This is a genomic window from Vibrio paucivorans (assembly GCF_054053395.1).
The window spans coordinates 2809393-2822303 of the sequence record NZ_CM133230.1 but is presented as its reverse complement, the minus strand read 5'-3'; the positions used below and the strand labels follow the sequence as shown (position 1 = coordinate 2822303).

Sequence of the window (12911 nt, the reverse complement as noted above, 5' to 3'; positions counted from 1 at the left end):
TGCTCACCTTTTTCTTTAGATAAAGATTTAAAGGAACAGAGAAATGAGCCACCCAATCGAACAGTTAGAACAGATCATGGCGAAGCTACGTGATCCAGAGGGTGGATGCCCTTGGGACTTAAAGCAGAACTTTGACACCATAGTCCCACATACGATTGAAGAGACGTATGAAGTGGTTGATGCGATTCAAAACCGCGATTGGCCAAACCTCAAAGAAGAGCTTGGTGATCTGTTATTCCAAGTGATTTTTTACAGTCAGTTGGCCAAGGAACAGGGTCTGTTTGATTTTTCTGAAGTTGTAGACACCGTAAACGAAAAGCTAACTCGTCGCCATCCTCATGTTTTTTCTGATACCACATTTGAGAATGATGAGCAGATTAATGCCAACTGGGAAGCGGAGAAAGCAAAAGAAAAAGCCCAGCAAGGCAAAGCAGAGCAAAGTATTCTAGACTCAATACCGAATTCTCTGCCGGCACTTTCTCGTGCTACAAAAATTCAAAAGAAATGTGCTAAGTTTGGTTTCGATTGGGACAGTATCGGTCCGGTTGTTGGCAAGGTAGAAGAAGAGATCCAAGAAGTCATGGATGAAGCACTTCAAATCTCTCCTGATGAAGACAAAGTAGAGCTTGAGCTGGGTGACCTATTATTTGCAACAGTCAATCTAACTCGGCATTTAGGTAAAGACCCAGAAGTGGCATTGAGCAAAGCCAACTTGAAGTTCGCACGTCGATTTAAGCAAGTCGAAGCACACGTTGCGAAAGAAAGTAAGCAACTCACAGACTACAGTTTGGAACAGTTGGATGCCTTTTGGGACCAAGTCAAAGCTGAAGAAAAATCTAAGCTTTAAGTAAATGAATGGCTTAGCTTATGGATGAGCAGAGTTTGGTGAAATCAGAGTTGAAATGACGGAATATCCGACAACACACTTTGATTTGAAGCAAAAAATAAAAAATTGCAGTGTGATAGATTTCACGTTGTAGCGGAAAAGGGCTTCTGGTATATTTATATCCCGTCCAGAAGAAATCCATTTCCCTCATTCAACCAATTTCAGGTTAAACATGACGACAAATTACATTTTTGTTACTGGCGGGGTTGTATCCTCTCTAGGTAAAGGTATTGCAGCAGCATCTCTTGCGGCTATTTTAGAAGCTCGTGGTCTTAAAGTGACTATGATGAAGCTTGACCCTTACATCAACGTTGACCCAGGCACAATGAGCCCAACTCAACATGGTGAAGTGTTCGTTACGGAAGATGGCGCTGAAACTGACCTTGACCTTGGTCACTATGAGCGATTCATTCGCACCAAAATGACTAAGCGTAACAACTTCACAGCAGGTCGTGTTTACTCAGACGTTCTAGCAAAAGAGCGTCGCGGCGATTACCTAGGTGCAACTATTCAGGTTATCCCTCACATTACTAACTCAATCAAAGACCGCGTAATCGCAGGCTCAGAAGGCCACGATGTTGCGATCGTTGAAGTGGGTGGTACGGTTGGTGATATTGAGTCTCTGCCATTTATGGAAGCTATCCGTCAGCTTGCTGTAGAACTAGGCCGTGAACGCGCAATGTTCATGCACCTAACTCTAGTTCCTTACCTAGCCGCTGCGGGTGAAGTGAAAACTAAGCCGACTCAGCACTCTGTTAAAGAGCTGCTATCTATCGGTATCCAGCCAGATATTCTAGTTTGTCGCTCAGATCGTATGATCCCAGCGAACGAGCGTAAGAAGATTGCTCTGTTCTGTAACGTTTCAGAAAAAGCAGTAATCTCTATGAAGGACGTAGACTCTATCTACAAGATCCCTCAGCTAATCAAATCTCAAGGTCTAGATGACCTAGTATGTACACGCTTTGGCATTACAGCTCCTGAAGCTGATCTGTCTGAGTGGGAACAAGTAATCTACGAAGAAGCAAACCCAACGGGTGAAGTGACTATCGGTATGGTTGGTAAGTACATTGAACTACCAGACGCATACAAGTCAGTGAACGAAGCACTGAAGCACGCTGGTCTTAAGAACCGTCTAAGCGTGAAGATCAAATACGTAGATTCTCAAGATGTTGAGTCAAAAGGTGAAGAAGCACTGGCTGATCTTGACGCAATCCTTGTTCCTGGTGGTTTTGGCGACCGTGGTGTTGAAGGTAAGATCCTTGCTGCAAAATACGCTCGTGAAAACAAAGTACCTTACTTAGGTATTTGTCTAGGCATGCAAGTAGCACTGATCGAATATGCGCGTAACGTTGCGGGTATGGAAGGTGCACACTCAACAGAATTTAATAAAGAGACGAAGTACCCAGTTGTTGGTCTAATCACTGAGTGGGTTGATGGTGAAGGTAAAGTTGAAGAACGTACTGAAACCTCTGACCTAGGTGGTACTATGCGTCTTGGTTCACAGCTATGTCACCTAGAGAAAGGGACTAAAGCTCGTGAACTATACGATAACGCGACAATTCATGAACGTCACCGTCACCGTTATGAAGTGAACAACGTTCTTCGTCCACAGATTGAAAAAGCAGGCCTAAAAGTATCGGGTCTATCTGCAGACAAGAAACTGGTAGAAGTTATTGAGAACCCAGCTCACCCATGGTTTGTAGCGGCTCAGTTCCACCCAGAGTTCACTTCAACACCTCGCGATGGTCACCCACTATTTGCAGGTTTCGTGAAAGCGGCTGGTGAATACCAACGCGGCGAATTAGAGAAGTAAAGGATACGGGCAGTAGCGTTAGTAGTGCTGCTGCCCTTAATTTTGACATTATATATTCAACGAGAAGGAAACATTCAATGTCTAAGATCGTTAAAGTTCTAGGTCGTGAAATCATCGATTCACGTGGTAACCCAACTGTAGAAGCTGAAGTACACCTAGAAGGCGGTTTCGTAGGTATGGCTGCTGCTCCATCTGGCGCATCAACTGGTTCACGTGAAGCTCTTGAGTTACGTGACGGCGACAAAGCTCGTTTCCTAGGTAAAGGTGTTCTTAAAGCTGTTGAAGCTGTAAACGGCGAAATCGCTGAAGCTCTAGTTGGTAAAGACGCTAAAGACCAAGCTGCAATCGACGCAGTAATGATCGAGCTAGACGGCACTGAGAACAAATCTAAGTTCGGTGCTAACGCAATCCTAGCTGTTTCTCTAGCTAACGCTAAAGCTGCTGCAGCGGCTAAAGGCATGCCTTTATACGAGCACATTGCTGAGCTAAACGGTACTGCTGGTCAGTTCTCTATGCCTCTACCAATGATGAACATCATCAACGGTGGTGAGCACGCAGACAACAACGTTGACATCCAAGAGTTCATGATCCAACCAGTTGGTGCTAAGACTCTTAAAGAAGGTCTACGTATCGGTGCTGAAGTATTCCACAACCTAGCTAAAGTTCTTAAGTCTAAAGGCTACAGCACTGCAGTTGGTGACGAAGGTGGTTTCGCTCCTAACCTTAAGTCTAACGCTGAAGCTCTAGAAGTTATCGCAGAAGCTGTTGCAGCTGCTGGTTACGAACTAGGTAAAGACGTTACTCTAGCTATGGACTGTGCTGCATCTGAGTTCTTCGACAAAGAAGCTGGCATCTACAACATGAAAGGCGAAGGTAAGACTTTCTCTTCTGAAGAGTTCAACCACTACCTAGCTGAGCTAGCTAACCAATTCCCAATCGTTTCTATCGAAGACGGTCTAGACGAGTCTGACTGGGATGGCTTCAAGCACCAAACTGAACTACTAGGTGACAAGCTTCAACTAGTAGGTGACGATCTATTCGTTACTAACACTAAGATCCTTGCTGAAGGTATCGAGAAAGGCGTAGCTAACTCTATCCTTATCAAGTTCAACCAAATCGGTTCTCTAACTGAGACTCTAGCTGCAATCAAGATGGCTAAAGATGCAGGTTACACAGCTGTAATCTCTCACCGTTCTGGCGAAACTGAAGATGCAACTATCGCTGACCTAGCGGTAGGTACAGCTGCAGGTCAAATCAAGACTGGTTCTATGAGCCGTTCTGACCGTGTTGCTAAGTACAACCAACTTATCCGTATCGAAGAAGCTCTAGGTTCTAAAGCTCCTTACAACGGTCTAAAAGAAGTTAAAGGTCAATAATTCCTAGCGAGTTATTAACCTAAGCTTTGAATGCCTCGCTTATGCGGGGCATTTTTTTGTCTGTGAAAGTTGAATGAAGAAGCTCTAGGTTCTATAGCTCCCCCTTTTACAACGAAAGCGGTCTAAAAGAAGTTAAAGGTCAATAATTCCTAGCGAGTAATTAACTTAAGCTTTGAATATCTCGCTTATGCGGTTTTTTTTTGTCTGCAGAAAGTGATCTTGAAGAAGTTAGAGCTTAAGAGCTTAAGAGCTTCCAGATAATGACTCGCTCAAAGCTTTTGAAATACGCAGCTTAGTCTTGGCGTATAAACAGAAACACAAAGGGCTGACGTACATGTCAGCCCTTGTATATGTGAATTGTAATGCGCTTTTAGTATTGGTCTTCAGACCAACCGTCGGCATCCGACATATCTGGAGCACCAGGAATTGCATTTTCCTCATCGGCCCACTCACCAAAATCGATCATTTGGCATTGTTTACTACAAAATGGACGATGAGGGCTTTGCTCACCCCATTCAACGTCGGCTTCGCATTGTGGGCATTTCACTATCGTGAGTTTCTTAGACATGAGTTGTCCTAGGGTTAACGCTACTAAACAAGATGTAGGAGATTATAACAGATAGTGATTTAAAGGCAGAAGCTTGAAATTAGCTACATACCGCGAGTTCAAATTCGATATCTTGAGTACATGCTTGGCCGGTTTGAAAATCAATAAACTTAATTGCAAATCGATTTTTGTGCCCCGAAATCATAGGGTAAACACCATAGCTGAGGGGGATATCCAGACGCAATATATTGGCATCTTCGGCGTCGCTTTGGTAAAAGCCATTTTGGGCAATACGCGACTTAAAGTGGCCAGTTTCACGTGCGAGTTTAAGCCATAATTGCAGAGCATTGGCTAGTGGCTGAAGCGTATCCATCCATTGGTTAGTGTCTGAGTTTTTTTGCTCAATAGGCAGGTGCAACCAGTGGTCAAGGGCTGGTAGATCAAAGCAGCATGCGCCACCAGGAAGATTAAAACGCTGGCGAATGGTGCTGAGGAAACGATCCTCTTTTAGCGATTGACCAAAGCGTTCAGCACCCATCAGATCGTTATGCACAGCGTCGACTTCTTTAAGAACATCTAGCAACATCGCTTGATCGACTCCGTCCACATTGAGCCAACTTTTGTAGGACAGCCTTTGCTTTTCAATATCTTTTGCCAATTCACTTTTTAGTTGAATTTGCTCGAAAATCTCTAGCAAATCAAACAGCGAACGGAAGAATAATAGGTGTTGAAGATCATCAGAAAATTGTGAAGAGACGTGCAGCTGCTTGAGCAGAGATTCAACCCTGAGGTATATGCGAGTTTTCTCATTGAGAGGATGTTCAAACTTATGAGTGGTCATTTAGCGCGCCTTCGTCCTTAACCCTTTTATTCTGACCGATTTTCCCTACAAATAGCTAGGTACTTTTGATGTAATTCTGTGATTTGAGGCAAAAGTTTTTCGTTTCCCGTATTATTTTTAACCACATCATCAGCGATGGATAACCTCTGTTCTCTAGAGCTTTGAGAAGCAAGGATAGAGCGAGCTTGTTGCTCTGATACCTTGTCTCTTTCCATGGTGCGCGAGATTTGAGTATTTTCGTCTACATCGACCACAAGCACTCTATTTGCCATTGTTTGCAAATTGTTTTCGACAAGCAATGGCACAACAAGTAATGCATAGTCTGAACGGGTCTTTTCAAGTTGTTCAGTCATTTGCTGACGAATCATTGGATGCAGTAATTGATTGAGCCAGCTCTTTTCCTCTGGATTGGAAAAAATACGTTCTCTCAATGCGCTGCGGTTGAGTTCGCCCGAGCTTAGCAAAATGTCGTTACCAAAATGCTCTGCTATCGCAGCTAACCCTTTAGTTCCAGGTTCAACAACTTCTCGCGCCACAATATCGGCATCGACAATATCGATACCAAAGTGGTGGTGAAATAGGTTTGCCACTGTGGTCTTGCCACTGGCGATACCGCCGGTTAATCCAATTACAAAAGGCATTTTAAATTCCCATTACCGAGCCTAAGTACCAAGCCATGATTTGTTCGCCGAAAATCAAGCTTATCCACCCCGCAATAGCTAAGTAGGGGCCGAACGGAAACGCTTTATCTATCCCTTTCTTTTGTAAGCGTAGCTGAATTAGCCCAAAGCACAGGCCAACTAGGGAAGAGAGTAAGATAATCAAAGGTAGGTGTTGCCAGCCAAGCCACGCTCCGAGTGCTGCTAACAGCTTAAAGTCACCGTAGCCCATACCTTCCTTCCCTGTGAGCAACTTAAATAGCCAGTAGACACTCCATAAACACAAATACCCAGCCATGGCACCAATGACGGAATCCTGTAATGAAACAGGGCTTACCCCGAAGAGCGATAAAGCGATGCCAAACCAAACGAGTGGCAGTGTGAGTTGGTCGGGAAGCAGCATGGTATCGAGGTCGATAAAGGTCGCAGCAATCAAAATAAAAGTGAAAAACAGAAGCGCGACTGAGAAATAGCTAAAACCAAAGTGGAAAGCGACGATGAAGCTCATCGACGCAGCAAGTAGTTCAACTAAAGGATAACGGGCGCTGATTGGTTGGCTGCATTGATGGCATTTGCCTTTTAGCATTAGCCAACTTAAGACAGGAATATTGTCGATTAATCTCAGTTGAGTCTTGCATTTTGGGCAAGTCGAGCGAGGGAGGCTCAGAGTATATTCCCCTTCGGGTGGGGAAATTTTATATTCAGGGAAGCTTTCAGAGCATTCTTTACGCCACTCTCGTTCCATAATAATCGGTAAGCGATGGATCACTACATTAAGGAAGCTGCCAATGATAAGCCCAAATAGGGTTGCAAGTGTAGGGAAAAGCCAAGGGTAGTAGTCAAATGCTTCCATAAGGGGCTCGAGTTAGAGTGGTGCGGTTGTTAGCAATGCCTCATATTATCCTAATACACTCATTAAGTTAAAGATTGGTAGATACATTGCGACCACTAATCCACCTACAACCCCACCTAGAAAGACAATGATCAGAGGCTCAAGAATCTTTCCAAGGTTATCAACGGTGTTATCGACTTCGAATTCATAAATACTGGCAACTTTGTTGAGCATGTCATCCAGTTTCCCCGACTCCTCACCAATCATTACCATTTGTAGCACCATCTCCGGAAATGCTTGGGTGTTACGCATTGCAATATACATCGGCATGCCTGCTGCGGTATCTCGGTAAACATCATCGATTGCGACTTGGTAGTGAATGTTCCCTGCGGTTTTTGCGGTAGTTTTTAAGCTTGAGAGTATAGGAATTCCCGCGCTAAAGCTCGTCGCGAGTGTACGGCTGAACTTAGCAACAGCGGCTTTGGTTAGCACCCCACCTATGATGGGAAAACGTAGCCCCGCTCTGCAAGTCGAAAGGCGAAATTGAAGTGAGCGACTGCGGATAATCTTGATAGCCAATACGATAGTAGCGATTCCTACAGCGATGAACACACTGTACGCTTGCGCTAAATGAGACAGCTTTAGCACTTGCTGCGTAAACCACGGAAGATCTGCACCAAAGCCTTTAAACATCATCTCAAATTCAGGGATAACCATTGTGAGCATTAGATAAGATACACCTAGAGCGACTAATACAACCATCGCGGGGTAAATGAGGGCTTTGATCACCTTGGCTTTCAGCTGTTCGCTTTTTTCTCTGTAGGTAGCAAGCCTTTCAAAGACCTGTGCAATATTACCCGCTTGCTCTCCTGTTGCGACTAAATCGACGTAGAGTGAATCAAAGTGTGGGCTTGCGGTGCGCATTGCTTTGGAGATAGGCGTTCCCGCTTCGACGGCTTTGGTGACTTGCGACAAGATCGATTTCATTTCTGCTTTGCGGTGGTTATCAGAGACGAGTTTGAGTGCTTGGACGATAGGAACCCCCGTGGCGAGCATGGTTGCTAACTGACGAGTGAGTAAAGTGATATCTTTCGCTTTAACTCGATGTGCCAAGCGTGTGAAAAGAGAGACACTGCCTTTTTTTACTTTCTTGATCTGAATATGCTGCTCTTTCAGTTTATCTCTAACCTCAAGTTCAGTGAGTGCAAGGGTTTGTCCTGCGACTTTTTTTCCTGAGCTATTGATGCCTTTCCAGCGGTAATTTTTGAGCGTAGAGGTTGTCGATCGTTTCATAGAAGTCACGGTGTTGATGAAATTTAAAGATAAAGAACGCGCTGTAGTTCACTATAGCTGGTTATGCCATGCTTCAGCTTTTCGAGCCCTGATTCTTTTAACGTTTGCATTCCTCGCGACTTAGCCAGTAGTTCAATGTCCTGAACCCCTGCGCCTTTTATGACAGCTTGAGAAAGCTTGTCATCAAATGGCATTACTTCGTAAATCCCAACCCGCCCTAAATAACCACCAGTACATTCACTGCACCCTTTGGGATTGGCTTCAAATAGCATGCTTTCTTTCGGCAGAGAGAGTTGGTGAATTAATGCATCATCTTGAACAGGGGTTTTACAATGTGAGCAAAGCCTGCGAGCTAATCGCTGGGCGATAATTAGGCTGAGAGATGAGGCAAGGTTGAAGGCTTCGACCCCCATGTTACTTAATCGAACTACGGTTTCTGCCGCTGAGTTAGTATGTAGAGTTGATAAGACGAGGTGGCCTGTTTGCGAAGCTTTAACGGCGATCTCTGCGGTTTCAAAATCGCGGATTTCCCCTACCATGACGATGTCCGGATCTTGACGAAGGAATGATCGTAATGCTTGGGCGAAACCGAAGCCGATCTTTGGTTGTACCTGAACTTGGTTTATTCCCGTCAAGTTGATCTCAACCGGGTCTTCAGCAGTAGATATGTTGACTTGGGACGTGTTGAGAATGGAAAGGCCTGTATATAGGGAGACCGTTTTTCCACTACCCGTTGGGCCTGTCATTAGAATCATGCCCTGAGGACGTTTAAGTGCTTGCAGGTACAGTTGCTTTTGTTGTTCGTTATAACCCAATTTATCGATATCCAAATTTGCGCTGCTACTATCTAGAATACGGAGTACTATTTTCTCCCCCCAAAGGGTTGGTAGGGTTGAAACGCGCATGTCGACGGCTGTGGTTTCGTTTAGCTTGAGCTTGATGCGTCCATCTTGCGGCAGCCTACGCTCTGCGATATCAAGGCTAGCTAGAATTTTCACTCGCGCCGACAAGCGCCGGCTGAGATGGTTGGCAGGCTGTTGGGTTTCAACCAATATTCCATCGCAGCGGAGGCGCACTCGATAAAGGTCTTCGTATGGCTCAAAATGAATATCTGAGGCCCCTTTTCGGGCCGCATCGAGCAAGATTTGGTTGATAAATCGACTCACGGGGGAGTCGTCTTGGCTAAGATCTTCAATCGCGTTGATTTCATCATCGGCCACTTCGACAAGATTGGCGAGTTCGTCTTGGCTTATGTCCCGATTGCCAGAAGCCTGATGACCGATTCGCTTACCATACAGTTGCCGGATCGCCGATTGAATCGCTTTGAAGTCAGTCAGAACTAACTCGACTTGTAGCCCTGTAGCGAAACGAAACTCGTCTTCGATTTGGATATGAGTAGGATCGGCTACCGCAATGGTCAAAACTGAATTATTGCTGAGTAGCGGGAGTGCTTGAAAGCGAGTAATCAGCTCTCGTAGTCCTAGTTGGCCACAAAGAGATGAGTAATCAAATCGAGTAATGTCCGTTTCGGGTAAACCAAAGAGCTGGCTTAGATGAGTGGTGAGATCTTGATGATTGAAGATGTCGAGAGCAAGTAAAGCTTCAGGAACACAGGTTCCTGAAGCTTGTATATGTTCGCCAAGTGCTTGCTCTTGAGCTGGGGAGAGCAATTCTGCTTGGCGAAGTATGGTTGCGAGGTTGGTTAGCACTATGAACAGCTAGCGGGCTTAGCTGAACTTGGGATATTGGTATTAGTTGTACATTGCCACCCTACGCTAGCGTTTTTAGTGTATGTGATGGTTCCTTCAGATCCACTTGTTGCCATAGAACCAGAAGTAAATTTGAACTGAATTGCATTGGTTCCACTTACGCTTAATTCGCCAAGAGTGTTTGAGCCGGCGGATATACCGACAGCTGTGAAAACAGCCGCCTGATCTGTTGCAGAGAAGTCCCCATTTTCCTGTATATATAGTTCAGCAGGTGTCATCATCGACTTTAGTGTTGCCAGCCCAGAAGCTGCTTCGCTCTTCGCCACGTAATTTTGGTACGCAGGAACAGCGATTGCTGACAGTACACCAATGATCGCCACTACAATCATAAGCTCGATCAGAGTGAAACCACTCTGCTTGGGTTTGTTACTTGTTTTCATCCTAGTCTCCATATGCGATGAAAAATGAATGTCGCTGAGCATAGGAAGCATCTGAAAAGTGGGGAATGAGGTTGAAGAGTTTGCGCGAGTCAATTAGTAAAAGTTAATACACGTTTTCATACCCTGAACAAATGTATTCGATGGATGTCAAACTAATTGTATATATATTAACAACGAGAGAAACTGAAAAGGGAAGCCTAAGCTTCCCTTTATTGTTTGAAAAATAAGATATTTATTCCAATTTAAATGTAAGGTTATTGGAATCTCATTGAGAGGTCGAGTGCCTTTAAATGCTTGGTTAAAGCACCAACAGAAATGTAATCGACACCGGTTTCAGCAAATTCAGAAATGGTTTCAAGGGTAACGTTGCCTGAATTTTCTAGTGCAGCTCGGCCGGCGTTGATTTTAACCGCTTCACGCATCATATCGGTGGTGAAGTTATCTAGCATGATAATATCAGCACCAGCTTCAATCGCTTCTTTTAGCTCTTCTATGCTCTCGGTTTCCACTTCAACCGGTTTGCCTGGGTTGAGTTCTTTAGCAGTTTTGATGGTCTGTGAAATACCACCATTGGCGATGATATGGTTTTCTTTGATTAAGTAAGCATCAAAAACACCAATGCGGTGATTAAAGCCACCACCACAAGCAACGGCGTACTTGAGGGCACTACGAAGGCCTGGAATGGTTTTGCGAGTATCGAGTAAGCGGCAGTTAGTATGCTTGATCTTCTCTGCGTATTCGGCGGTTACTGTCGCACAACCTGATAGCGTTTGGATAAAGTTCATTGCGTTACGCTCTCCCGTCAGGAGCATACGTGCTGAACCGGATAGAGTACAAAGTACCTGATTCGGTTCTACTTTATCGCCATCTTCAACGTGCCATTCGATCGTAACTGCGCTACCGTTCTCTTGTTCAGCAAGTTGTTTGAACACTTCATCTGCCCACGCTTTGCCACAGAAAACACCATGTTCACGAGTAATAATTGTCGCAGTGTTGTTGGCACCAGCAGGGATTAGACTTGCAGTAATATCAGCGACAGGATCCAGTGTGCCACCAAGATCTTCTCTTAGGGTGTCGGCGACTGCTCGAGAAATTTCTAGAGGTAGTTGTTGCTTCAAATATTCAAGGCGCTCTTGGCTGTTATGTGTGTCTTTCATCGCAAATCTAACATCTGAATTGAAGTGGGGTGGGCATGATACGCTGACTGAACATGAAATTCAGCCCTTAAGTTCGCATTTCATTTCTAAACCGATAAAATCAAACTATTAGATCAACTCCAAACTATTAGCTCAAACTCTAGTGAAAGCCGAATATGATTGATAGCCAAGGCTGGTATAGCCACGCGCGGCATGTGCCGTCTCCCTATTTCGACCAAAGAAGTGACAACAGCGACATATCTTTGCTGGTGGTCCATAACATCAGTTTGCCTCCGGGTCAGTTTGGTGGGCCGTATATTGAGCAATTCTTTACTGGTAATCTGGACCCGAATGAACACCCTTTTTTTCAGGTAATCCATAAGATGGGTGTGTCGGCGCACTGCTTAATTCGCAGAGATGGAGAGGTAGTACAGTTTGTCCCTTTTAAGGCTCGAGCGTGGCATGCGGGGGCGTCTAGCTTTGCAGGGCGGGAGAAGTGCAATGACTACTCAATAGGCATTGAGCTGGAAGGCTGTGATTACCTTGCTTATACAGAAGAACAGTATGCTGCGTTGCAGGCACTTACTCTGCAGTTAATGGACACATTCCCAGGTATCACCGTGCCGAGAATCACAGGCCATCAATACATTGCGCCACTGAGAAAAACCGACCCTGGATTAGTCTTTGATTGGGTTAGATTCCGTCGGTCTCTAAAAAATAACGCGCTCTAGTCGTTGAAGTCAGATTGTTGGAGCCACTATGTATGAGTGGCATCATAGAAAAAGGGCTGGTATTTTCACCCCAGCCCTTTGTTATCCTTTATTGAAGCGGTCTGTTAAAGCGTTTCTTGGTATTCCACCAAAATTTGCTCTACCCAAGACGCAATGCGTTCATCGCTAAGTTCATATTGTGAATCTTCATCAAGAGCCAGACCAACAAAATGAGACTTGTCTTCTGTCAGCGCTTTCGATGCTTCGAATTCGTAGCCTTGATTTGGCCAGTAACCGATGACCTGTGCACCAATTGCGACGATTTCATCATGCAGCATCCCCATGGCATCGAGATACCACTCGCCATAGCCTTCTTGATCGCCGAGTCCGAACAAGGCGACGCACTTGCCGTTTAGAGATACGCCAGCGATTTGATCCCATATTGCGCTCCAATCTTCTTGGATTTCGCCAAAATCCCACGTAGAGATACCAAAGATCAACAGATCGTAATCACTGACTAAAGAAAGTGGACTTTCTTTAACGTTATGGATGTCGACAAGGTCTTCACCGATAATTGCGCGAATTTTTTCTGCTGCCATTTCGGTATAGCAGGTGGTTGAGCCGTAAAACAGTCCGATCTTCATAAAATTGTGATTTTTGATGGGAGAT

Annotated in this window: 13 protein-coding genes; 4 read left to right on the top strand and 9 right to left on the bottom strand. The window is 44.9% G+C overall.

What is annotated here, in order from left to right:
• The first annotated feature begins 43 nt into the window (after nucleotides 1–43).
• The 3 genes from mazG to eno all read left to right on the top strand — a co-directional run bounded on the left by mazG (nucleotide 44) and on the right by eno (nucleotide 4075).
• On the top strand, nucleotides 44–847 hold the full coding sequence (gene mazG / locus ACXABW_RS12760) for a nucleoside triphosphate pyrophosphohydrolase (protein WP_252028237.1): 804 nt from the start codon (nucleotides 44–46) through the stop codon (nucleotides 845–847).
• A 211-nt stretch (nucleotides 848–1058) separates the two neighbouring features.
• Nucleotides 1059–2699 (top strand): CTP synthase, encoded by a 1641-nt coding sequence (locus tag ACXABW_RS12755; RefSeq protein WP_457523013.1) that lies wholly within the window; start codon nucleotides 1059–1061, stop codon nucleotides 2697–2699.
• A gap of 77 nt (nucleotides 2700–2776) precedes the next feature.
• Nucleotides 2777–4075 carry a phosphopyruvate hydratase gene (gene eno / locus ACXABW_RS12750; RefSeq protein WP_252028235.1) on the top strand — a complete coding sequence of 433 codons (1299 nt, stop codon included), beginning with the start codon at nucleotides 2777–2779 and terminating at the stop codon, nucleotides 4073–4075.
• A gap of 370 nt (nucleotides 4076–4445) precedes the next feature.
• Here eno and yacG read toward each other — a convergent pair whose 3' ends face one another.
• The 8 genes from yacG to nadC all read right to left on the bottom strand — a co-directional run bounded on the left by yacG (nucleotide 4446) and on the right by nadC (nucleotide 11553).
• Nucleotides 4446–4643 (bottom strand): DNA gyrase inhibitor YacG, encoded by a 198-nt coding sequence (gene yacG / locus ACXABW_RS12745; RefSeq protein WP_252028234.1) that lies wholly within the window; start codon nucleotides 4641–4643, stop codon nucleotides 4446–4448.
• A gap of 79 nt (nucleotides 4644–4722) precedes the next feature.
• On the bottom strand, nucleotides 4723–5463 hold the full coding sequence (gene zapD / locus ACXABW_RS12740; protein ID WP_252028233.1) for a cell division protein ZapD: 741 nt from the start codon (nucleotides 5461–5463) through the stop codon (nucleotides 4723–4725).
• A gap of 26 nt (nucleotides 5464–5489) precedes the next feature.
• A complete protein-coding gene (gene coaE / locus ACXABW_RS12735; protein WP_265687923.1) occupies nucleotides 5490–6104 on the bottom strand; it encodes a dephospho-CoA kinase in 615 nt (204 codons plus the stop codon).
• A 1-nt stretch (nucleotide 6105) separates the two neighbouring features.
• Entirely contained in the window at nucleotides 6106–6975 is an 870-nt protein-coding gene (locus ACXABW_RS12730; RefSeq protein WP_265687922.1) for a prepilin peptidase, read from the bottom strand.
• A 45-nt stretch (nucleotides 6976–7020) separates the two neighbouring features.
• A complete protein-coding gene (locus ACXABW_RS12725) occupies nucleotides 7021–8247 on the bottom strand; it encodes a type II secretion system F family protein (RefSeq protein WP_457523012.1) in 1227 nt (408 codons plus the stop codon).
• A gap of 23 nt (nucleotides 8248–8270) precedes the next feature.
• Nucleotides 8271–9956, bottom strand: coding sequence for a type IV-A pilus assembly ATPase PilB (pilB, locus tag ACXABW_RS12720; RefSeq protein WP_457523011.1), 1686 nt, complete (start codon nucleotides 9954–9956; stop codon nucleotides 8271–8273).
• Nucleotides 9956–10396, bottom strand: a complete 441-nt coding sequence (locus ACXABW_RS12715; RefSeq protein WP_457523009.1) for a pilin — start codon at nucleotides 10394–10396, stop codon at nucleotides 9956–9958. The genes pilB and ACXABW_RS12715 overlap by 1 nt, the downstream gene beginning before the upstream one ends.
• 254 nt (nucleotides 10397–10650) lie before the next feature.
• Nucleotides 10651–11553: a carboxylating nicotinate-nucleotide diphosphorylase gene (gene nadC, locus ACXABW_RS12710; protein WP_252028226.1), complete on the bottom strand. Its 903-nt coding sequence runs from the start codon at nucleotides 11551–11553 to the stop codon at nucleotides 10651–10653.
• Between the two features lie 155 nt (nucleotides 11554–11708).
• Between nadC and ampD the strand changes: the two genes are divergently transcribed.
• Complete coding sequence (ampD, locus tag ACXABW_RS12705) at nucleotides 11709–12263, top strand: 1,6-anhydro-N-acetylmuramyl-L-alanine amidase AmpD (RefSeq protein ID WP_252028224.1); 555 nt, start codon at nucleotides 11709–11711, stop codon at nucleotides 12261–12263.
• Between the two features lie 104 nt (nucleotides 12264–12367).
• Here the strand turns inward: ampD and fldB are convergent, their stop codons facing one another.
• Nucleotides 12368–12886 carry a flavodoxin FldB gene (gene fldB, locus ACXABW_RS12700; RefSeq protein ID WP_252028222.1) on the bottom strand — a complete coding sequence of 173 codons (519 nt, stop codon included), beginning with the start codon at nucleotides 12884–12886 and terminating at the stop codon, nucleotides 12368–12370.
• Between the last annotated feature and the right edge of the window lie 25 nt (nucleotides 12887–12911).